The sequence below is a fragment of the Bacillus sp. Root920 genome (genome assembly GCF_001429445.1).
Lineage (GTDB): Bacteria > Bacillota > Bacilli > Bacillales > Bacillaceae > Bacillus > Bacillus safensis.
This window is the reverse complement of the sequence record NZ_LMJV01000008.1, coordinates 263414-284587: the sequence shown is the minus strand read 5'-3', so window position 1 is coordinate 284587 and position 21174 is coordinate 263414. Positions and strand designations below refer to the sequence as shown.

At 41.4% G+C, this 21174-nt stretch carries 30 protein-coding genes; 11 read left to right on the top strand and 19 right to left on the bottom strand.

Annotated features, from left to right (window positions below; all coding sequences use genetic code 11):
- Positions 1-2: 2 nt before the first annotated feature.
- Positions 3-152: a small, acid-soluble spore protein K gene (locus ASE42_RS15055; RefSeq protein WP_003217849.1), complete on the top strand. Its 150-nt coding sequence runs from the start codon at positions 3-5 to the stop codon at positions 150-152.
- 25 nt (positions 153-177) lie between these two features.
- Positions 178-351 (top strand): YpzG family protein, encoded by a 174-nt coding sequence (locus tag ASE42_RS18790; protein WP_008360604.1) that lies wholly within the window; start codon positions 178-180, stop codon positions 349-351.
- A 23-nt stretch (positions 352-374) separates the two neighbouring features.
- Here the strand turns inward: ASE42_RS18790 and ASE42_RS15050 are convergent, their stop codons facing one another.
- Together ASE42_RS15050 and recX are read right to left on the bottom strand one after the other, a co-directional pair.
- Positions 375-689 carry a YfhH family protein gene (locus ASE42_RS15050; RefSeq protein WP_041087336.1) on the bottom strand — a complete coding sequence of 105 codons (315 nt, stop codon included), beginning with the start codon at positions 687-689 and terminating at the stop codon, positions 375-377.
- Between the two features lie 3 nt (positions 690-692).
- Positions 693-1484 (bottom strand): recombination regulator RecX, encoded by a 792-nt coding sequence (recX, locus tag ASE42_RS15045; RefSeq protein ID WP_024425808.1) that lies wholly within the window; start codon positions 1482-1484, stop codon positions 693-695.
- 94 nt (positions 1485-1578) lie between these two features.
- On the opposite strand from recX, the gene ASE42_RS15040 reads away from it, so the two are divergent.
- The 3 genes from ASE42_RS15040 to ASE42_RS15035 all read left to right on the top strand — a co-directional run bounded on the left by ASE42_RS15040 (position 1579) and on the right by ASE42_RS15035 (position 2855).
- Positions 1579-2475, top strand: a complete 897-nt coding sequence (locus tag ASE42_RS15040; RefSeq protein ID WP_056767794.1) for a TIGR01777 family oxidoreductase — start codon at positions 1579-1581, stop codon at positions 2473-2475.
- Between the two features lie 52 nt (positions 2476-2527).
- The gene (locus ASE42_RS18785; protein ID WP_017358836.1) at positions 2528-2638 is read left to right on the top strand and encodes a YfhE family protein; all 111 of its coding nucleotides are present in this window, start codon (positions 2528-2530) and stop codon (positions 2636-2638) included.
- A 61-nt stretch (positions 2639-2699) separates the two neighbouring features.
- A complete protein-coding gene (locus ASE42_RS15035) occupies positions 2700-2855 on the top strand; it encodes a YfhD family protein (protein WP_024425223.1) in 156 nt (51 codons plus the stop codon).
- A gap of 38 nt (positions 2856-2893) precedes the next feature.
- On the opposite strand, the gene ASE42_RS15030 is transcribed toward ASE42_RS15035, so the two are convergent.
- A complete protein-coding gene (locus ASE42_RS15030) occupies positions 2894-3481 on the bottom strand; it encodes a nitroreductase (RefSeq protein ID WP_024425811.1) in 588 nt (195 codons plus the stop codon).
- Between the two features lie 271 nt (positions 3482-3752).
- Between ASE42_RS15030 and ASE42_RS15025 the strand changes: the two genes are divergently transcribed.
- Positions 3753-5009, top strand: coding sequence for a transcriptional regulator (locus ASE42_RS15025; RefSeq protein ID WP_024425225.1), 1257 nt, complete (start codon positions 3753-3755; stop codon positions 5007-5009).
- A gap of 36 nt (positions 5010-5045) precedes the next feature.
- Here the strand turns inward: ASE42_RS15025 and ASE42_RS15020 are convergent, their stop codons facing one another.
- From ASE42_RS15020 to mprF, 3 genes are all read right to left on the bottom strand, one after another.
- Positions 5046-5513: a thiol-disulfide oxidoreductase DCC family protein gene (locus ASE42_RS15020; protein WP_024425226.1), complete on the bottom strand. Its 468-nt coding sequence runs from the start codon at positions 5511-5513 to the stop codon at positions 5046-5048.
- Between the two features lie 334 nt (positions 5514-5847).
- Complete coding sequence (locus ASE42_RS15015) at positions 5848-6396, bottom strand: thioredoxin family protein (protein ID WP_056767792.1); 549 nt, start codon at positions 6394-6396, stop codon at positions 5848-5850.
- A gap of 92 nt (positions 6397-6488) precedes the next feature.
- On the bottom strand, positions 6489-9059 hold the full coding sequence (gene mprF / locus ASE42_RS15010; RefSeq protein WP_025093478.1) for a bifunctional lysylphosphatidylglycerol flippase/synthetase MprF: 2571 nt from the start codon (positions 9057-9059) through the stop codon (positions 6489-6491).
- Between the two features lie 168 nt (positions 9060-9227).
- Here mprF and ASE42_RS15005 point away from each other — a divergent pair, with 168 nt between their 5' ends.
- The gene (locus tag ASE42_RS15005; protein WP_024425228.1) at positions 9228-9707 is read left to right on the top strand and encodes a MarR family transcriptional regulator; all 480 of its coding nucleotides are present in this window, start codon (positions 9228-9230) and stop codon (positions 9705-9707) included.
- Positions 9708-9729: 22 nt separating this feature from the next.
- Here ASE42_RS15005 and ASE42_RS15000 read toward each other — a convergent pair whose 3' ends face one another.
- From ASE42_RS15000 to ASE42_RS14975, 6 genes are all read right to left on the bottom strand, one after another.
- Positions 9730-10011, bottom strand: a complete 282-nt coding sequence (locus tag ASE42_RS15000) for a hypothetical protein (RefSeq protein ID WP_056767788.1) — start codon at positions 10009-10011, stop codon at positions 9730-9732.
- Between the two features lie 12 nt (positions 10012-10023).
- Positions 10024-10551, bottom strand: coding sequence for a YfiT family bacillithiol transferase (locus ASE42_RS14995; RefSeq protein ID WP_056767784.1), 528 nt, complete (start codon positions 10549-10551; stop codon positions 10024-10026).
- The gene (locus tag ASE42_RS14990; RefSeq protein WP_056767781.1) at positions 10548-11573 is read right to left on the bottom strand and encodes a zinc-binding alcohol dehydrogenase family protein; all 1026 of its coding nucleotides are present in this window, start codon (positions 11571-11573) and stop codon (positions 10548-10550) included. The genes ASE42_RS14995 and ASE42_RS14990 overlap by 4 nt, the downstream gene beginning before the upstream one ends.
- 90 nt (positions 11574-11663) lie before the next feature.
- Complete coding sequence (locus ASE42_RS14985; RefSeq protein ID WP_056767777.1) at positions 11664-12167, bottom strand: hypothetical protein; 504 nt, start codon at positions 12165-12167, stop codon at positions 11664-11666.
- Positions 12168-12268: 101 nt separating this feature from the next.
- A complete protein-coding gene (locus ASE42_RS14980) occupies positions 12269-13015 on the bottom strand; it encodes an anti-sigma factor (RefSeq protein WP_056767774.1) in 747 nt (248 codons plus the stop codon).
- The gene (locus tag ASE42_RS14975; protein WP_056767771.1) at positions 13012-13578 is read right to left on the bottom strand and encodes an RNA polymerase sigma factor; all 567 of its coding nucleotides are present in this window, start codon (positions 13576-13578) and stop codon (positions 13012-13014) included. The genes ASE42_RS14980 and ASE42_RS14975 overlap by 4 nt, the downstream gene beginning before the upstream one ends.
- Before the next feature lie 339 nt (positions 13579-13917).
- On the opposite strand from ASE42_RS14975, the gene ASE42_RS14970 reads away from it, so the two are divergent.
- Complete coding sequence (locus ASE42_RS14970; protein WP_024425235.1) at positions 13918-14244, top strand: YnfA family protein; 327 nt, start codon at positions 13918-13920, stop codon at positions 14242-14244.
- A gap of 61 nt (positions 14245-14305) precedes the next feature.
- Here ASE42_RS14970 and ASE42_RS14965 read toward each other — a convergent pair whose 3' ends face one another.
- The 4 genes from ASE42_RS14965 to ASE42_RS14950 all read right to left on the bottom strand — a co-directional run bounded on the left by ASE42_RS14965 (position 14306) and on the right by ASE42_RS14950 (position 17291).
- A complete protein-coding gene (locus ASE42_RS14965) occupies positions 14306-15346 on the bottom strand; it encodes an NAD(P)/FAD-dependent oxidoreductase (protein WP_056767766.1) in 1041 nt (346 codons plus the stop codon).
- Between the two features lie 153 nt (positions 15347-15499).
- Positions 15500-16129 carry a rhamnogalacturonan acetylesterase gene (locus ASE42_RS14960; RefSeq protein WP_056767763.1) on the bottom strand — a complete coding sequence of 210 codons (630 nt, stop codon included), beginning with the start codon at positions 16127-16129 and terminating at the stop codon, positions 15500-15502.
- A 152-nt stretch (positions 16130-16281) separates the two neighbouring features.
- The gene (locus ASE42_RS14955) at positions 16282-16746 is read right to left on the bottom strand and encodes a DUF6884 domain-containing protein (protein ID WP_056767760.1); all 465 of its coding nucleotides are present in this window, start codon (positions 16744-16746) and stop codon (positions 16282-16284) included.
- A complete protein-coding gene (locus ASE42_RS14950; RefSeq protein WP_056767758.1) occupies positions 16743-17291 on the bottom strand; it encodes a VanZ family protein in 549 nt (182 codons plus the stop codon). Before ASE42_RS14950 ends, ASE42_RS14955 begins: the two co-directional genes overlap by 4 nt.
- 176 nt (positions 17292-17467) lie before the next feature.
- On the opposite strand from ASE42_RS14950, the gene ASE42_RS14945 reads away from it, so the two are divergent.
- From ASE42_RS14945 to ASE42_RS14935, 3 genes are all read left to right on the top strand, one after another.
- Complete coding sequence (locus ASE42_RS14945; RefSeq protein WP_024425822.1) at positions 17468-18046, top strand: TetR family transcriptional regulator; 579 nt, start codon at positions 17468-17470, stop codon at positions 18044-18046.
- A 275-nt stretch (positions 18047-18321) separates the two neighbouring features.
- Positions 18322-18666: a DMT family transporter gene (locus ASE42_RS14940; RefSeq protein ID WP_024425239.1), complete on the top strand. Its 345-nt coding sequence runs from the start codon at positions 18322-18324 to the stop codon at positions 18664-18666.
- Positions 18667-18981, top strand: a complete 315-nt coding sequence (locus tag ASE42_RS14935; protein ID WP_056767755.1) for a DMT family transporter — start codon at positions 18667-18669, stop codon at positions 18979-18981. It begins immediately after the preceding gene.
- 81 nt (positions 18982-19062) lie between these two features.
- On the opposite strand, the gene ASE42_RS14930 is transcribed toward ASE42_RS14935, so the two are convergent.
- The 3 genes from ASE42_RS14930 to ASE42_RS14920 all read right to left on the bottom strand — a co-directional run bounded on the left by ASE42_RS14930 (position 19063) and on the right by ASE42_RS14920 (position 21173).
- Positions 19063-19875 carry a leucine-rich repeat domain-containing protein gene (locus tag ASE42_RS14930; protein WP_056767753.1) on the bottom strand — a complete coding sequence of 271 codons (813 nt, stop codon included), beginning with the start codon at positions 19873-19875 and terminating at the stop codon, positions 19063-19065.
- Positions 19876-20251: 376 nt separating this feature from the next.
- Positions 20252-20578, bottom strand: coding sequence for a hypothetical protein (locus ASE42_RS14925; protein WP_056767749.1), 327 nt, complete (start codon positions 20576-20578; stop codon positions 20252-20254).
- Complete coding sequence (locus tag ASE42_RS14920) at positions 20571-21173, bottom strand: class D sortase (protein ID WP_034623213.1); 603 nt, start codon at positions 21171-21173, stop codon at positions 20571-20573. Before ASE42_RS14920 ends, ASE42_RS14925 begins: the two co-directional genes overlap by 8 nt.
- Between the last annotated feature and the right edge of the window lies 1 nt (position 21174).

Here is a 21174-nt window from a genome sequence, read left to right as displayed (position 1 = left end):
ATATGCGTAATAAAGCAAAAGGCTTTCCAAATCAGGTAAATCACAAGTTTGAAGGCGAACCAGGCGCTACAGATGCTTATGCGTCTAAACGGCCGAATGGTGAAACGAATACACGTCCACAGGAACGTATGAGGGCATCAGGGAAACGCTAATTTTTCCAAAGGGAGTGCTTGAGATATGAGTTCAAATGGGAAATCGTATATGGCAGACTTTGTTCAATTAAGGACAACCGCTTACCCTCAACCATGGGCAAATGCAAAGCATTCTGCCTCTCAGGTCAACGGAGAAACGCAGCAAACGCAGCACGACATCGTACTTCAGAACAACGTCCGTAAACAGCGTTCTAAGTAAAGAAAAGGACTGATCTCTTTGGATCAGTCCTTTTGCGTCAGCATTGAAATCGGCAGGGCATCTTCCTTATTTGGAGCCGATACTCTGTATCCCCACGCAAAAACGCCATTTAAATATTCTACATAAAACTCTTCTTCTGTGTCTTTGATTTGATAAGTTGTTTTCGTTTGAATCGAAGCTGGATCTAATAAATAGGCTTTCGCCATATCGATTTTCCGTTCTAAAACTGCGTATTCATTCACAATGCCAAGCTGTTCAGCCTTTCGTGCTTTTTCAGAAAGGGCGGCAATCTCCTGCTTCAATTCGTATTCTGTCATCTCACTATAGCGTTTTTCCATCTGTCATTCCCCTTTGTCTAAAACGTGATCAATTGTATCAAGATCAAAGCCTTTTCTGAATAAAAATTGCTTTACTTTCATCTTCTTTTCAAATGATCCGTCATACCCTACCTTGCGTTTTGCCTTCTCCAGCATATAAAGGAGGGCTTCTTCTTCCTTTTCCTCTTCTTGTCCATCATAGGCTTCTTGAAGGGCTTTATCAATGATCTCAAACGAAAATCCTTTTCGCTGCAGCTGCAGCTTGATGCGCTGCTCGATCTCTTTTGCAGAACGATTTTTTTCTTTTTTGACAAGCTTGAGAACCTGCTTTACAGCTTCCTCGAGCTGTAGGTCATCAGGGTATTGCGATAGCGCCTGTTCAATCGTGTCATCATCTATCCCCTTGAGCTTCAATTCTTTTTTTAGGACGGACGGTCCTTTGCTGTTCGTTTTCCGGTGGGTGCTGACATAGGCTTCTGCAAATTCAAGATCATTTACATACTTATAATGCTTCAATTTGTGTATAATTTCACTAATAGCAGGTGCAGGGATTTCTTTTTTCGTTAAATAATCGGTGACTTCTTTCACTGATCTCATGCGGTAGGATAAATAATCAACGGCCTGCTGAAATCCTTTTTTCACTGAATCACCGAATTGAATCTCAATGATATCTGCTTCGTCCAGCTCTTTTCCTTTTTTCAAATCGTGCTGGACGAGCACATCTAAATCAACGCTAAAGGCGTATTTTTCATCAAGAAAGATGTTGACCCGCTCGGTATTGTTTTTCTGAGCAGAAATTTTTGTAATATAGGGCATCCTGTGATCACTCCTTTTCCAAAACAGTCAGGATGTTTCTTCTGATTCAAAATCGTGAAAGATATAGGTATGTATATGAGAGGAGAGATGTCAATTGAATATCGCCATTACCGGAGGAACCGGTTTTATCGGCCAGCATGTCACAAAAGTGCTCGCTGCTGAGGGACATCATCTATATATTTTAACAAGAAATCCAAAGGAATCCGAACAAAATCATTTACATTATGTGCAGTGGCTGACTGAAGGTGCTGCGCCTGAGCATGAATTGCCTGCCATCGATGTATGGATTAACCTTGCTGGAAAATCCATTTTTACACGCTGGACAGACAAGGCAAAAGAAGGCATCCTCTCCAGCCGTCTCAAATCAACACAAGAGGTAAGACGCATTATAGAAGCGCAGGAATCAAAGCCATCTGTGCTGATTCAAGCAAGTGCTGTCGGAATTTATGGCACATCTCAAACAGGAGATTTTACGGAGGAGTCACCTCCTGCAGATACTGATTTCTTAAGTCATACATCAAAACTTTGGGAAGCTGAGGCGCAAAAAATTGAAGCACTCGGCATTCGTACAGTCTACACCCGCTTTGGCGTCGTGTTAGGCGAAAAAGGGACATTGCCACTGATGGCACTGCCATATAAGCTGTTTGCCGGCGGAACCATGGGCTCTGGCACACAATGGGTTTCATGGGTACATGTCGAGGATGTTGCACACCTCATTCAATATGCCATTCAAAACGACGACATTTCAGGACCACTTAATGTCACGTCTCCGAATCCTGTTCAAATGAAGCAGCTCGGACAAACCATCGCCTCTGTCCTTCACCGTCCTCATTGGCTGAAGGTCCCATCTTTTGCGATGAAAACGGTACTTGGCGAAATGTCATTACTTGTTTTAGAAGGCCAGCGTGCTCTTCCGAAAAAGGCACTGCTTTCTTCTTATGACTTTTTGCATCCTGAACTAAAAGAAGCGATTTTGCATTCTAAGGAATAAATGTTGTCAAAAACACCCATCCTATTAGAAATGATATGAGGGGGCGATTTTGATGAAGAAAAAAGAACACCAGCCAACTTCGAAGTTGAAGAAAACCCAGGAAGTCCTGTATCAGCAGGAATTCAAAAAAGCGGAAAGAGCAGCAGAAAAAAGAAACAAATAAGACGGATATTCCCCTCCAACAAGCACATAACTAAAGTGATCTTGTAAAGGAGGGAAAGGCTTTGAAAAAAGACCAACACAAAAAATCCAACCACGAGCTCGCGGCACAAGAGACGGATGGCGAATATGTTGAATTTTCCAAAGAACTTGCAGATCCGAATGACGTAAAAGCAATGGCACGTATGAAAGCGGCCGATCAGCGCGCCAAAAAACAATAAGTAAAAAAGCAGACCTTATTCAGCGGTCTGCTTTTCTTTTATTTGATTTCAGTAAGAAGACTTGATGCTTTCTGGCGTGATTTTTCCTCAGGTACCTCTTCTGGATAACCTATATGAAGGATCGCAGCAAACCGTTCGTTTTCCTTTAATCCCATGTCTTGTTGAAAGCCTTTATCGTATAAAATGCGTCCGCTCTTCCATACCATACCGATCCCTTGATCCCACGCAAGCAGCTGAAGATTTTGAATAAGCGCGCTGACGGCGGCAAAATCATCATTTCTCACCACAGGGTTCTCGTCTTCTTTTAGTACGACAAGTAAAAGCGCTGGGACCTTGGAGAAGTAATCTCTGTAATGATTGATTTTTTCTTCTTTTGCATCTGGGTTGTTGCGCTGAAAGAAAGCAATAAAGCGCTCTACAAAAGTCGCTTTCGCTTCATCCGTCACCGCATATAAAAAGCGCCACGGCTCCGTGATTTTATGGTTCGGTGCATAAACTGCATCCTCTAATAGCGGCTGAAGCTGCTCAATCGTCACCGGTATGTCTTTGAATTTTCGAATCGATCGTCTATATCTGACAGCGTCTCGAACTGTTAACGCTTCTGTTTGTTGTTTCGTTTCTGGCATATATGTCATCCTTTCAATCAACTTAATTGAAATTGATTCTCATTCACATTATAAACGTCATCTCGTGCAGTTGCAAATCAAGTATCCCTCCTCCCCGTCTAAATAGTTGTTTGACTTTTTCAAGTAATGTTACAATCATATTACGTTTTAAACAAATTTTGAGAAAAAAGCCAAGATGATGAAATGATTTTCAAGTATTCCCATTTTGTCTGATCTGGTTTTTTTGTCAAAAGGCTTTCAACCATGATTGGAAGGGAGGCTTCTGGATGGAATGAAAATCAATATTGGACAAATCATTAAACTCTACCGTTATAAACAAAATATGACCCAATCTGAATTGGCAGAAGGAATTTGTTCTGTCTCTCATTTAAGTAAAATTGAAAATGGCTCAAAGGAGGCCAATCAAGATACGATCAATTTGCTGCTTGAACGGCTTGGCATCAGCCAAGAAAAGCTGTCACAAAAGGCGCGTCATCTGCTGTCACTTTTGGATGAGTTTCAAATGAATATGTATTTCTATGCTCTCGATCAGGCTGAACAAAATGCAGAAATGATCATTCAGCACGAGGAGCAGTTCTTTTCGCTCGATTTAGGTATTCAGTATCATTTGTCCTTATTTCAATTTTATTTATTAACGGATAAACAGCCGCTTGCCTTAAAAACACACCGCGTGCTCAAAAAATTCGAAAAAACCTTTATTGAAACGGAAAAAGAAATTTTTGAATATCTTGACGGCATTCATCAAATTAAAATTGGTCAGCTTGAAGATGGGCTCAAAAAGCTTGAAAGCTGCTTTTCCTACGCTTCAGTCGAACAAAGTGATTTGTATTATCACTATGCAAAAGCACTTGGAAACATGGGACAGCTGGGTGATGCGCTTGAAGCGACACATCAAGCAATGGATTTATATAGACAAAAGAACAATTTCAAGCGGATTATTCACTGTACACTCATTCACGGCGTGATCTCACTTGAACTAAAAGCCTATCAAACTGCGAAGAAATATATAAAGGAAGTGATTTTGCACACGTCCCTTCATCCTGATGCCTATATTAAAATGTCCGCTTATTTTTATTACGGGGTGCTCTTAAAACGTGAAGGTGATTTCTCTTCAGCTGTGCCTTATTTACTAGATTCACTCAATTACTTTAATCAAGAACAGATAGAAGACCGTTACTGTGAAACGCTATATGAAATTGCGACACTATACGCTGAATATGACCGCAAAAAAGCACTTCCCTACATACACGAGCTGTTAAAACAGCCTCGTATTCAGCCAAACTGTTTATATATGATCAAAATCTATAAATTGATGATTGAGGAAAACCCACTTGATTTGAAAACCTATTTGGTCGAAGCAGCCCTTCCTTACTTTGAACACAATGAGCTGCACAGTGAATATTTGTTTGCTCTTAGGACCTTACTTACCTATGCAGGTGCTGAGCTTGATGAGCAGGCCTATAAGTCCTATACAAAGAAATTGCTCGATCATTTAACAGTATATCTTCCCTATTACAAAAAAGCATGACCTTCTGCCGATCGAAGGTCATGCTTTTTCTATTTATTAAATGGTCTCTTGTTGATCTGTGTCATGATGGTTCACCCGTTTGACAGAATGAATATACCGTCTTTTTGCAAAGAAATCGTACGCATGCTGTCCAAAGCCAAGCCAGATGCTGAGCACGATGAATGGGACCGTTCCCCATAAAGCAGGGATATGGCAGGCCATACGCAGCCAAGTATAAATCCCTGAATTCTTTTGATTTTTGGCTAGGGAAATAGACACAATTCGTTTTTCCGCCTTCTCTTCACTGATTTTATTCAGCCTGAGCAGCTGCGAGTGTCTAAAGGATTCAAAGTGAATCCGATTTTTCCAATCGAGTGATCTTAACACATCAATCGTTTTTGCACATGCAGGGCTTTGTCCGTCATAAAACACAAGCAGCCTCAGTGATTTAATGGAACGCTGTTCTCTTTTTTTCGATTCAGCGAGCTTCTTTTTTTCTTGATCGAGATAAATAATTTTTTTCATAAATTGATCGCCTGTCCTTTTCCATCATTTTTTTAGTTCGTTCAAAGGAGATTACAACTAGATTACTATAGTTGCTGGGCCTCTTGTATTGGGAAAAAGCCAACCGTTGTGCGTTATATGAGCCTTTGGATAAGGGCAAAATCATTGATTTCATAGCATAATATGAGGTTTTTCAACTAAAAGTGGTTGGGAAAATCGTGGTGCTTTGCGGTTTTCTGCGGTATTTGATAGAATTCTGCGGTTTTCTACATCTTTATGCGGTGGTTTTGTAGGTAAAACGCAAAAACAAGATAAAAAAAGACTACTTCCCATTGCGGCGAAGTAGTCTTTTGGTTTATATTTTTGCCAAAACTTCTACTATTTCTTTCTCAATATCTTTCCATAAGTAGCGGTCTGTCGTATAGTGATGTGCGGCTTCTTTCGCAAATACTTGAAAAGCTTCTTCATAATCAGGTGCATCTTTGTCCGGTTTTTTCTCGTCGACAAAGCGCTGCGCCTCTGCTGAGCGAGGTCCCCATTTGCCCACTTCATTCCCCTCCTGATCAATGATGACGATAATCGGAATCGATCTTGCGGTCCCGTTCGTTAAATACTGATCCATCAGGTCTAGATGCTCATCTCGAATGAAATAGCGCGCATCAATGAGTGCTTCATTTGCAATACGCATGAAAATTGGAACATTGACCATCGCATCTCCGCACCAATCCGCTGTGATGACAAGTGCTCTGAGCTTTTTCTTTTGCAGCTTTTGGAGCAGCTCTTTTTCTTTTTGATGAATTGCATACTGGTTGTACACCGTGAGCAGATTTTCCCGGTTTTTCTCCATGTTGTGTACATATGTACGTTCAGCTAATCCCTTTGTAAACCATTCATTTAATGTCATATGAACATCCCCCTTACCCTTCAACTTTACCACTTTTGCTATTCTTTTGTCTAAAAAAACCTTCACCTAGTGAAAGGTAAAGGTCTTTTGGTTTATGGACGGCGCTTTCGATTTGGGTCCATCCCGATCAGCTTGGTGACAAGTACCATTGTGACAGGCAGTGACGTATTCTTTTTATACGCTAAATATTTCCCGCGCCATTCAGGCTTATATTTCTGTTTAAATGACCGTAAACCGCTGAAGCTGTACATGTATCTGACATTGTTGAAAATAACACTCGCCAAACGCTCCGTAAGAAAGGACTGATGGAACGTCCCCACATTCGATAAAGGTGCCATTCCCATGTTAAACGATTTGTAGCCTCTTTCTTTCGCCCATTGAAATAGGTGGATAAACAGCGCATCCATCATCCCATTCGGTGCATCATGCATATGACGCATTAAATCGATGGAAATCTCCCCTTCTTGATACATCGGCATCAATGATACAAAGGAAATGATCTGCCCTTGCTCATCCTTTAGAATCGCAATCGGTGCTTTTTGAAGATAGTCTTCTTGAAAATAACCGAGCGAAAATCCTTTTTCTTTTTTCTTTCCGAGCCAGCTGTCAGAAATCTGCTTTAAGGTTGAGATCAACTCATTTGAAAAGGGAGGTTCCAGCATTTCAAAGGTGTAGCCTTCTCGTTCAAATTTATTCGCCACAGCTCGTAAATTTGATTTTTTCTTACCTGACAGAGTAAACGTTTCTAAATCGACCATGGCTTCTTCCCCAAGCTTAAAGAAGTGAAAGCCTAAGTCATGATAAAGAGCCATCCCTTCTCGTTCTACTTGATAAAAAGCGACGCGGTAGCCGGCTTTTTCTGTCTCCTGTAAAAACTCTTCAAGTACAAGCGGATAAGACGCCTCACGTCCAGATGGATCTCCGAGCACAATGACGCAGCGGCCAATTCGCCCAAACTGAAGCATTGCTTCTCCATCACTTGAGAAAAATAGTTTTTTGTCGCCTAAAAAGCCAAGATGACTGAGGGCATTTCCGCCCTTTTCTTCTAAAAACGTTTTTAGTTTTTCCTCATCTGCTTTTTCTCCAATCGGAAATGCTTTCTTATTAAAGATCAGTTTACTAATGAAGAAGAAAAGCGGGACACCGATGAGAGCGATCATGCTTGTCATCGTGATATGCCGTTCATTATGCACCAAGTAATCCTTACTCAAGAAATGCCCAATTTTTGTCCAAATAAAGTTGCCAATAACATTATAGTTAAAGAGCACGAATAAATAACCAGCGGCAGCCGCCACAAACTGATACAAGGAATAAGGTGCCTGCTGCTTTACAAATTGATTTCGAAGAGAGAAAAACACAGCCATGATGACTGGCAAAATAAAAATCAAACTGAGGTTAAACCCCTTTAACAAAGTAAACACAAAACCGCCTGCTAAAGAGATCATTGTCAGCACGTATGATCTTTTCGTTCTTTTATACACTTCAATGGACAAAATCATCAGAATGATTCCGAACATTAAAGAAAGACCATTAAATCCTGATAACAGAAAGCGTGGAATGCTGGTAATCACACCTAATCGATCGACTGGAAGCACAACAGATGCCATGATAAGCAAGCCGCTTCCAAAGGTTAAAATCGATAAAGATCCGTACAATAAACGGATTAATAAAGCACGGTGCAAAACAATTAAAACGTTCGTCGTTTCAATGGCAGGTGCCATTTTCGGATTGCCTTCAAGACGTCTAAGCGTCGTTCCCGTTAAATCGTAAGCAGCTAGACAAAGCCCTAAGATAAACGGGAAAATCGAGTACACGAAGCGGTACAAGACGAGCGCCGTCAGCACCATCTCTTTATCAAAACCAATGTATTGCATGCTCAGTAAAAAGATAAGGTCAAACGAACCAAATCCGCCCGGAACCATACTGATTAAACCGCCGATTGACGCAATCGCAAATACACCTAAGACTATTCGGACATCGACATTCATCCCCATAGAGACGACAGCCATGTACATGACAAGTCCAGCTGCCAGCCATTCTAAAAACGATGCACCGATATAAGCGTAAATTGGATGCTTTAGTCCATTTTCACCGCTCTCGATCGAGCTTTTTCGAATGGATGCCATGACGATATAAATCGGTACAATACAGGCAAAGATAATGACAAATGCCCATAGCCACGGCTCCTGGCTGATAATACTTTCAACAGGAAGCACCCTGACCAAGATCAAATCACTGAAAATAGATAAGCCCAAAAGGACAGAGGAAGTCAAAAGGGCAATGCCTTTCAGCAATTTTTTCGTATCTGTTATGTACTCCTTATAGAGAAGCGTTCTAAGCCCTGCTCCTGATAGACCGCCAAATCCAAGAACACTGTTAAAGGAGTTCGCAATCCATGAAATGCGTATCGTTTTCCAGCCGCTGATGGGCATATCAAGGCTTTTTCGTAAAATAAAATCGTATAAGGACATCGATAAAACCGCGACAAGTCCAAGAAAGACAAGAATAAACAAGTCCATTCGGTTCAAGCTGTCAATAATATAAAACGTCTTTTTAATGGAAAGTCCGCTCAGCTCCTGCTTCGCGACAAAAATCAAGACAAGGATAATGACGATCGGAAAAAGCATTTTTAAGATCGTCATACCCGTTTTTTTGTTCCACATGTTTTTCCCAACTTTCTAGGTTGCTTCATTATTTCAACTGAACATTATTATACAACAAATACCACTTGATTCATGCAGTTTAACATTCAAAAGCTTGACGAACCTTTCAATTAGAAGTAAAAATCAGTAATATAAAGAAAAAGAGCCGCTTAAAGGAAGTGAACAAGCGTGGAATATAATATTCATGACACCACCGTATTAAAAGAAGAGATTCTATCTCCAGAAGAAAAAAAGACATGGGTTCTTTATATGAAAGTGCTCACAGCTGCAGGTCTTGGAGATGTTTCTGAATGGATGAAGCTTGATATGAGTATGCCTCAAATGAAGGTGCTCATGCTGCTCAATAACCATGGCTCTCTCAAAGTATCCGAAATCGCTGAAAAAATGGGCGCTTCTTTGTCCAATATGACAGGTCTGCTTGACCGGTTAGAACAGTCTAACTTTGTCGTGCGAAAGCACTCTGAGCGTGACCGGAGAATCATTGTCGTAGAACTGACAGAGGAAGCGAAAAATATTTTCAGAAGTATTTATCAAAAAGGACACGAAAAAATCAAAAATTCCCTGCAGCGGCTCAATGACGAGGAAAAAGAAAAAGTCAATGAAGGCCTTGCTATCTTAGAAAAAGCACTGCGTCCTGAACGCGGCTAAACATGAAAAGGGAAAAAGACGGTCACTTGTTGTCCGTCTTTTTTGTTTCTTCTACTTGTCGATCTGGTGTGAAAAGATTTTTACGAATGACTTCCCTGTCATCCCATAAAAGATAGGCTAAGCCAATGATGAGGAAAAAAATGATGATCCACGTACCGCCAGGAATCAGCTGTTCAAGTTCCTCAATCGTTCTTTCTGAGCCTAAGCTGTTACTATAGCGTATCTCCAAAAGAGCATATTTCGCTATATAAAACAATGCCGCCATACAGATAAACATGGCGCCGACAATTCTTCTTCCAGACATGCGTTTACTCCTTTAATTCCACTGATTTCTTTTGATTAATTCCGTGATATGGGCAAGGTGATGCTTTGAATGCCAGACGTACATTCCTGCTGCATCATATAAGGATACCGTTTGTTGATCGGATGGATGATAATAAGAAGCGTTGAAGTCATCCTCTGACATTCCCCGCAGTAAAGTGACCCACCTGCGATGCAAACTGCTGATCAAAGGCTGGGATAAACTGATGGGCGCCTTGCTGTCAGGAAGTGAGGCAAATCCCTCCTGATCATATGGACGTATGTCAGGTGTATCTTCTGTGAGAGCAAGCTTGAATCGTAAGTATGCATTTAGATGGCTGTCTGCTACGTGGTGAATGAGCTGACGAACAGTCCATCCTCCCGGCCGATAAGGTGTATCAAGCTGAGCATCTGTCAGCGGTGCGGTCACCGCTTCATACTCTTCGGGGATTGCAGCCAGCTCATCAATCCATGCTTCAAGCTGTGCTTTCGTTTTTGTTTCAACCGGTTCATATAAGCCAATCGGATATTGTAATGACGTCATACGCTCTCTCCTCTCTCAAATCCTTCAAGTACAAATTTTCCAATCATCTTTCCTTGCTCAAGCGTTTGATGTGCCTGCTTTAAGTTAGCAGCATTGATCGGACTGAGAACCTTTGTTAAGGTATGCGTTATTTTTCCCTGCTCAAATAACTCACCCGCCTCTGTCAAAAGCTCATGCTGTTTGATCATGTCCGCTGTTTCATACATAGGGCGTGTGAACATGAATTCCCATACAAATGCCGCACTTTTATTTTTGAGTAATTGAATGTCTAGGTTGTGTTCGTTTTCGACAATGGTACAGATCGTGCCTTGCGGTTTTATCGCTTCTGCCATGCCTTTGAAATGTCCATCTGTATCATTTAAGCATAAAATAAAATCCACTTCGCCGATTCCTTTTTCCTCGAGCTGCGCTAAAAGCGGCTGGTGATGATCAATGATATGATCGGCACCTAATGACAGACACCACTCTTTTGTTTCTGGTCTTGATGCGGTAGCGATCACGTTTGCCTTCGCTAATTTGGCTAGTTGAATGGCGATAGACCCAACACCGCCTGCACCACCAATGATCAGCAAGGTTGAACCTTCAGCATTCCGCTTCATATGCATCCGGTCAAATAAAGCCTCATAAGCCGTAATTGTTGTAAGGGGCATCGCGGCTGCTTCTGCAAAGGACAGATTGGCAGGCTTTTTCGCCACAATACGTTCATCCACAAGCTGATATTCACTATTCGACCCTTGACGCGTAATATCTCCCGCATAGTATACGTGATCACCTGGCTGAAACAATGTACACGCTTCGCCCACTTCAACAACCGTACCGCTTGCATCGAAGCCAAGAATTTTCAGTTTTTCTTCCTTCTGATCCTTCGGTGATCTCACCTTTGTATCAACTGGATTCACTGACACAGCCTCTATCTTCACGAGTACATCCCTTCCAGACGCCTTAGGCTTTTCGACCTCCTGATCCATCAGGCTTTGCTCATGCTCAATCGGCAAATACTCCAATAGTCCAACTGCTTTCACTCGCTCGCACTCCCTTTCTCTATTCTTTCTTTCCACATTTTATCATAATTTTCTGATGTTTATGGCTGGATCAAACGAGTGATGGCACATTTATAACCTTTTCAGGGCCTTTCGCTCCCTCGCCATGTAGGAAGGACGTGCTTTTTGCAAAGAAGGAACATAAGTGAACCAGCTGTTGGATTTAAAAAATAGCTGAACGTAGTAAAACTGGACGTGCTGTAGAAAAACGATGATCAATAGAAAAAGAGTGAATGAGAGTGTAGATAGATCCGCCCTTCCTTGTATCCATTCATTGATCAATACAATGACAAAACTGAGGATAAGGAGCTGTTCAACTCTTTGCACGAGCTGGCTAAAGACATGCCCGCGTTTTGATAAATCACCAGACTGGTGCTTTCTAATCTTTCTCGATTTGTAGAGCCAAATGATACTTTCTGTTATGTTATGAATCATAAAAAGAGCGATGAGGGCCGTCAATAAAGGTGACGGGGTATAAAGGACTTGTGCAACGAACGGAAACACTAAAAAATAACAGGCAATCAATGCGTGTCTGACTGATAAGAGAAATAGGTCTTTTTCTATAGATGTTTTCATCTGTTTCACCTCCATATGTACTACGTTTTAATTGCCAAAATGTTCCCCTTCGCTATCAAAAAAAGGATGCCCCAAGAAGGCATCCTTTTCATGAATCAAGCTTAAAAAGCAGCGCTTAGTACGACAGGACCTTGTGGGAGCTTGTTATCCTTTTTTGGTTCAAGGGTCACAGCCACGGTATCCCATGATTCGCTTGCTTCTTTTTCAGATAACGCATAGGTGACGGTTCCTTCCCCTTTGTTATCTGTTTTAAAGGCACCGGCTGGAACCGGCTGATCTCCTTTAATGAGCCACACTTGATAAACAGCAGATGAATCAAGCTGACCCTTTAAGCCGTCTGCACTCACCACAAGTTCTTTTTTGCCGTTATGCTCTATCACTGAAAAAGCACCCGTCGTTTTTGGTGATGCGGCCGATGCCAGTGATTTTGTGGCAACAACCCTGACAGGTTCTTCCGCCTGTTCTTTTCCATTCGATAAGAAATACACATTTCCAGCTGCAGATATGAGAAGCAGTGCCGCAACGAGCGGTAAGAGCCACTGGTTTCGTTTCTTTTGCAGCGGTTTGATTTCGTTTGGCTCAGGTGCAGCCTTGAGCTCTTTTATATGGCTATTCTTTTCTTCGACTGTCTCTTCTTCAAACACCTGGGATAAAATACGGTCTTTCATCCCTGCCGGAGGTATTTGGTCTTCGGCTAGAAATGGAATGTCAGACATGAGCGATGTCAATTCTTCAAGCTCTTCTTTGCAAGCTGAGCAGTGCTTGATGTGCGCTTCAAATTGCGTTTTTTCTTCTCCTTGTAAATGCCCATTAAAATAATCAATTACTTGATGTTTACACTGATTCAAGCCTCTTCCTCCTTTCCACCGCGCGACAGTTTCGATCGCAAATGCTTCAGTGACAATCGAACCCTTCCCTTTACCGTACCAATAGGGATGCCCAGCTTTTCGGCGATGCTCTTTTGTGTCATCCCTTTAAAATAAACATCTTCTATAATGGTTTGCTGTTCTTTTGACAATGTAGATACTGCTTCACGTATGTTCTGTTTTTCCTCGTTCCATTCCACTTCTTTTGATACATCTTCTTGATGATCGGCTAAATATTCAATATGCTCATCTTCCAAAGCCGTTTCATTCCGGTTCTTTCTTATGAGATCAATGGCCGTGTTGCGTGACATCATGAATAACCACGAGGAGAACTTCCCTTTATCCGTATGATATTCTCCTATGCCGCGCCAGAGCTTGATGAAGACCTCTTGAAGTACTTCCTCCGCGAGCTCACGGTTGCCAGTCATTTTATAAATAAACGAATATAGCACACGTTCATAGCGATCGTACAGCACTTCAAGCGAGGGCTTGTGACGATCATATTTGATCTTGTGATACAGCTCAAAATCTTGCAATGTGTCCATGGTCATCTCCTTCCTTTTTCATGAGAAAGAGCATGCGCATCCATCATGAAATCCTTCACGTATTGCTTATCACTCGATTTGCTGAAATAAGCCTACCTTGTACTTTACTCTTTTTTCAAGGAGAAAAAAAGAGCGTTGAAATAGGAAGTGTGCTCCTCATGAGAATGTACTTACTTTACGACATAACAGACCATTTGGATCACCGAATCCATGTGTGACCACTCTCTCATCAGTTGATTTTAGTAAACTCTCATCTCCCTCTCAATTTAATTGAGGTAGAACGCATTCTTTCCCCATGTCATAATAGGGTGTAAATTGGAGAAATTGGAGTGTCCGTATATGATGGTGACGATTGTTCTTTTTTTATTAGCAGGCTTAGCAGAAATTGGCGGCGGCTATTTGGTATGGCTTTGGCTGCGTGAAGCAAAACCTGTCAGCTTCGGGATCGCCGGCAGCCTCATCTTGGTTGCATATGGCGTCATTCCAACCTTCCAGCAGTTCCCGACTTTCGGACGGGTTTATGCTGCCTATGGCGGTGTTTTTGTCATTCTTGCTGTATTGTGGGGCTGGTGGGTCGATCGAAAAACACCTGATCTATATGACTGGATGGGGGCTTTGATCTGTTTGGCTGGAGTCAGTGTGATGTTATTTGCGCCTCGCAATTAATGGACCCATATAAAAAGTGCTGCCACATACGGGCAGCACTTTGCTATGTTATTTGAATGCTTCAACGAGCTCCAGCCGTTTGCAATTCTTTGTTTTTCTCCTTAAAGCGTTCGTTATGAGAGGAAACGTATGCCACTTTTTCAGCTTCTGGTTCGATGTAAAGCTTTGCGCTATTCAGTGCATTGACTCCATCAACAAACGTGCCGGCAATTAAGCGGACCTTGCTTTTATGTGTACACAAGTCGCCTACCGCATAGACGCCCGGTAAATTGGTTTCCATTTTTTCATTGACCTCGATCAGTCCCCATTCACCTTGCTTGAGGCCCCATTCTGATAACACGCTTAAATCGCCTTTCATCCCGTGATTGACAATCACAGCATCTGTTTCGATTCGTTCTTTTTCTCCTGTCTCTATGTTTTGAATGGTGACAGCATCAATTTTGTCGCCTTGACCATGCAGCTCTGTTAGTTCATGCGGGGTTAAAATTCGTTTGCAAGTTGCCTTCATGTTGGCGACGTTTTTCTCATGTCCGCCAAACATGTCACGGCGATGCACGACGGTGACACTTTCAGCAATTGGTGCAAGGGCATTGGCCCAGTCAACCGCTGAGTCGCCGCCTCCAGAAATCACAACCCGCTTCCCTGCAAATGTCTTAAGCTCCTGGACAGTGTAATAAAGGTTTGTCACTTCATAGCGGTCTGCATCCTCGATTTCAAGTTTCCGCTGAACTGGAATGCCGTGACCCATCGCTAATATGAGGGTCTTTGTCAAATGACGATCACCATTTTCAGCCGTCAGTATGATGTGATTATGTTCATCTCGCTCAAATGACGTGATTTTTTGATTCAGTGCAATCTCTGGTTCAAATGTTTTCGCCTGTGTTTCCAGCTGCTGTATCAGCTGTTCTCCTCTTGTTGGCGGCAAACCGCCGACATCCCAAATGACCTTTTCAGGATACAGAAGGATTTTCCCGCCAAGGCTTTCGTTGTACTCAAGTACCTTCGTCTTTAAGTCCCGCATCCCACTATAAAAGGCGGTGTACATGCCTGCTGGCCCGCCGCCAATAATGGTGACGTCAAACAATTCAAGCTGATCTGTCATTTGAGTCCCTCCAGTTTTCCATCGAATGATCTATTTTTCAGTGATATTGATTCTCATTATCATATATACCTATTGTAGTCTACTCTAGTGAAGGGAATCAATAGCTTTCTTCAAAAAAAGAACAGGACGAGCGCTCACTCGTCCTGTCATCCATCACACAATGGTTAAACCAAGGTCTTTTAATTCAAGAGAAACAAGTCTTGCAATCGCATCTGCGCCTTCTTTTGTAAAATGCGTGCGATCCTCAATGCCTGTTGACAGCATAAAGTAAGAGGTCGTTTTCTCTATACCGGAAATTTGATAAAACTGAAGGCTTGCGGTATTTAAATCGACGAGAAGAACTTCTTCTTCATCGGCTAATTCTTTCATAGCGGCACAGTAATCAGGAAAATCATTGATAAATTCTCCGTCTTTTTCATGAAAACGTCCGACTGGCGTTAATAAAAGTGGTGTTGCCCCTTTTGCTCTTGCTCCATGAATATATTGAGACAGGTAGCTTTTATACGTCGTGAAAGGATCTGTATGCCGCTCAGGCTTTTCCTTGGAAGCATCATTGTGCCCCATTTGTGTGAAAAGCCAGTCTCCTGGCTGAATGTCAGCCAATATGTCATCAAGGCGTCCTTCTTCAATGAATGTTTTTGAGCTTCTTCCACCAATGGCACGGTTCTCGACGCTCGTGCCGTGCGCTGTATAGCGGTGTAAAAACTCTCCCCATCCTCCTTGAACAGGACGATCTGGATAAGATGAAACGGTCGAATCACCAGCTAAATAGATGGTTGTCATGTTCATACGCCTCCCTTTTTCATTGAGCCACTTCACCCGAGCGATACGGACATGCTAGTGGCTGCTGAAAAGATATGAAACAATCAGCATCGCTATTTCAATTATTCTCTTTTTAATGATCAAAACCCTGCTTACCGGTAGATGTGAATGTGTTAAATATGCGGCGGAAGTTCTATTTTTGATTCCACTGCTTGATGTAACGCCTGAAGCATATAGCCAATTCCTTTATATGGAGCCAGCGGATAATTTGCTTTTTGATGAGGCTGTAATAAAGGATCGATCACTTTTCGATATTTCTTTCCACCTAGTACCACCAGTTCATCATATGCGAAAAGATTTTTTTGATGAAATTGCTGGCTCAGTTCTTCTCGTGTGATCTGGTCAGCATTCGGTGTACCAAAAGCCACATCATAATTTTCGTGAATGATATCATCTGCCTTTAAGAAGCCGTGCTTCGCTGATAAGATCATCCAGTCTGAAAAGAACGTTTGAGCATAGCTTTTCGTACGCTGATGCAGGGGACTTAAATAGACATGGTTCGCTGGCTGGCTCCCTGCTTCTGGATCGACATCCCAAATTTTCTTCGCGCCACATGGAATGATACAAACTCGCTTCACTCAAATTTCTCCTTCCTTTTTCGATAGATCTGATACATGATACAGCCTAGCGCTGTGCCAAGCGTATTTAAAAGAATATCATCAATATCGCTGCTTCTTGTAATGATACCAGATTGCGAGAACATCCATTGGAGCAATTCGATTATGGTTGACAGGAGAAAGCCCCCAAGAACCGCCTTTTGCCAGCGCATGGTTCGAAAGGCTTGATAGAGAAAAAACCCGAGTGGTACAAATAACAATATGTTGCCTGCTAAGTTTAAAAAGACAAGATTTGGATAGCCGTGATGGTAGGCGTGAAGATTTTGATAAATGGACTGCAAAGGTATGAGGTTGACACTCACCTGATCTCTTGGGGCGGAAAAACGATTTGGAAAGACCGTCAAATATAATAAAACATTCGTATAAATAAACAGAATGGCTAAGACCAATTCTGTCCGCAAATAGATAAAACGATTGTGCTTTTTTGCCTGTCTGTACCTCATATGTAAATAGAGCGGGACGAGCAGGAGAAAATAAGCAATGGAAAACATAGCACTGGAAGTCATACAGAGAGCTGCCCCTTTCTCACATGATGATGCTTGACCATATTTACAGCTTATTCAGGCTTGCCCGCATCTATTCATCACTTATTCTCACATTCAATGAAGAGAAAACCATATTGACAAATCGTCATTCCCCCGCTAAAATGAATGACATTCAGTCATTTAAGGTCGGTGATGATATGTCGAAACGAGAAAAGATTATGCTTGCTGCGATTGATGCGTTTAAAGAAAAAGGCATCGAAAAGACGACCATTTCGGATATTGTGAAAGCAGCAGGAGTAGCGCAAGGAACGTTTTATTTATATTTTCCTTCAAAGCTTTCCGTCATGCCTGCAATCGCAGAACATCTTATCGCACAGATGGTGCCTGCAATCGAAAAGGAATTAACTCAGCATGCAGATGTTCTCGATCAAGCAGATGCGCTTGTTGAATTCATCTTTGCTTTTACAAGACAATACCGTGATGTCCTTGCCCTGACCTACTCAGGCTTAGCCGCCACCGAGCATTTAAAGGAATGGGAAGATATTTATGAGCCGATTTACAAATGGGTCGCTGCTTTTCTAGAAAAAGCAAAGCAGGACAAAAGAGTCCGTGCGAATTTGAACTGTCAATATGCAGCTAAATTCATTATCGGTTTACTCGAATCGTCTGCTGAGCAAATGTACTTGTTTACCGAAACAGATACAGAAGAGGTTCTGATTCAAAAGCGAGAGGTGAAGCAATTTCTTCTTTACGCGCTTGGCATAGAGACACCTTAACTTAGTACAGCACTTGCTGTACGCAGCGTGTAGACAAACCCTCGCATTCTTTGTCAGTCCTGCGCGCTGGTGCTCACGAATGTCAAATTCGCTCCGCAAAAGTAGCCGTCTTTCCTAGACTTCAAAGGTTTTCTATCACGCTGAAAAGAAGACAAAGGGCTAAAATAAAGTTCATTTTAGCCCTTTGTCGACAATCTGAGTACAGCACTCGCTGTACGCTCTTTTTTGGTTTCAAAATGACGAATCGTCATTTTTAAGTTTTAGGAGGAAATACGATGAAAAAAAGCTGGATGTATGTTGCACTCACTTGTTTATTCGAATTACTTTGGGTGTTTGGTTTAAATAGAGCCGATGCTCTGTGGGAATGGGCGATCATTATCTGCCTGATCCCAGTTGATTTTTATTTTTTAATGAAGGCCTGCGAGAAGCTGCCGACAGGGACCGTGTACGCCGTGTTTGCCGGAGTTGGAACGATAGGGACATCTTTGATGGATTATGCGCTGTTCGGCGGTTCGTTTTCATTAGAAAAGCTCTTATTTATGGGTATTTTAATTCTCGGGATTATTGGACTGAAAGTGTCTGATGGAGATGCCCATGAGCAGAAAGGAGAAGCGGTATAAATGGGCTGGTTTTTTGTACTGTTGGCCTCTGCCTGCGAAATCGGCGGAACCATAGGCCTCAATATGTTTAGTAAGAAAAAGCAAATCACGACAGGCATTTTATTTGTCGGCGGGTTTTCCTTATCCTTTTTGTTTTTATACGCCTCGTTCTCATCCGTTCAAGTATCCGTCGCCTATACGGTCTGGATCGGGCTTGGAACTGCGGGCTCTGTCTTGTTTAATATGATTCTATTTAAAGAGCCGAAAAACATGATTCGTATACTCAGCTTGCTGCTGATTGTGATTGGTGTGGTTGGGCTGAAGTTGTTTGCATAATTGAATCACAAGATAGAAAAAGTTTATGATGGTATTAGCCCTACAAAAAGCAATGGAATTGATTTTCCATTGCTTTTTAAGTTATTTTATAAACTTTTCTTGGTACGCTTTAAATTGTTCTTCGTATTTTTGCAACTTTTCCCCATCAACTTTTGAATTTAATTTCGGTTTTCGCTTTCCAATCACCATCACATCTTTATCTACAATAGGACTTGATAAAAAGATGTATGGTGCAAAACGATCACACTTCGTATTTGGGAGAGTTACGGATAACCTGGCATATTCTTCTGTCGGGAATTGGTTCGAAATTTCAAGTTCCTTGAGTCCCTCTAATTCCGATATCGGCTCTAAAGACTCGTCCTTCACTTTTATATTTGATAAGCACAGATATGTTAAATTCTTGAGGTATCTTAAAGGTTGAAGAGTATTTATATTTAATGTATTCCAAATCCCGCCTGACAATTGTAGAAATTCTAAACCAGTATTTTTTTGCAAAGGGGCTATGTCATTCAACTTTGAAAAATCTGTTATGGATAAAGATTTTAAAAACGTGTTTTTTGATAAATCCCATAAACTTTGTGCCTTTGTATTCCATTCAAGTGCCAATACCTCAACATCTTTAACAGAACTGATGATTGATAAATCTTCTACTCTCAGTTCATGCACAAAGAGCATTTTGGGATTAACTAAGCTTAAGATCGTATTGAACTCCTTTTGGTTCACTTTGTAAATCCACAATTTCGTCAGGTTAGAAAAAGATTTCAACCTTTCAATATTTTTTGTTTTTCCTGTGATTAACAACTCAGTGGAATTTTCATCTACATCGGCTAAATCATGAACAACTTCTGGTCGTTTATCATGATGAAAAATATATTGGGGGTCTTCTTTTCGCAAGCTTTTACCTCCACACCTATAATTAAGGAATATCTAAATAAATTTTATCAGTATTTTGGAGTCAACACATGATTATCTTTAGCACTTTCTGATATTCCTTCTGAAGAAACAGGGAAAGGATAAAAACTAGATGATCTTCTTTGGTCGCCAATCGTGATTATGACCTCTGTTTTCAATCCATTTTATAAAATCTTTATCATCTAAACATTGGAGATTATCTGCTGGGCAGCGGACTTCTTAGTAGATAATAAAGTTAGTAAAACGACTATATATAAACAAATAAAACAACTCTAATTCATATACGAATTAGAGTCCTCATGATATAACTGATTTTATTTTTCCACCTTAAAATCGAACCCGCTAATTTATTTCTCGTTTAATGGGTGTCTTGCTGCTCGAGCAAGAGATCCATTGCGTAAATCGATTCGCTCTTCTCATCCAATAAAAAGTACACAATCAAAGGCTCTCCAAAAGCTGCTGTCTGCTGCGTGAACAAAACACAGGTGAATTTTTCAATACCAACTGGCAGCTTTCTTTTTAATAAAGGGTGAAGAATAGGTGAAGCCCGAATTGTATCTACATCAACTTCCCAACGTTCGTTTTTTAAAGTTGGATAATGCTCTGATAACAATTGGTGTAACATATCGGTCGTGAGCGCTGCTTTTCCATCGCATCCATCATTTATTATGTTGGTGTTATACATCCGATGGCTGCTCACCCTTTGAAGCGTTGATTCGTATTCCTTTTAAGACAAATCGTTTCTGACCATCAAGTGTACAGGTGATCAATGTCAGTTCATTTTTCCCGCGATCCTTTAGTACATCCACATCTGTCGGTTCAATCGTAGCTGAGCTGACAATTTTATATTCGTATGTTTCAGCTTGATGATGTAAGACAACTTTTTCTCCTTTAGGCACCTCTGGCAGCTGACGGAAAAGACGATCGCCTCTATACCCTCTATGCCCTGCAATCGTGAAATTCCCTTCACCTGGCATTTGATGAGATTTAATTTGAGTCAGTGCTATACCTAAATTTTCTTTTGATGTAACAGGAAGCACTTTTTCGTTTAAATCAATTGACGGGATCTCTAGCTCCATCACATCTCGCAGGTCTTCTTCTGACACAGTTAAATGTGGAATAGAAGATAGGGCATCACTGTCATTTTCTTTAATCATCTTTAATGCCTGTTCCATTGCTGCTGTCTCTTGAGAAGTTCGCCACTCATATAGAAAAGGAACGGAGATGAGCATCAGCCCCGTGACCACCAAAAAGCTGCCTAATAAGGTTCTTTTTTTCATC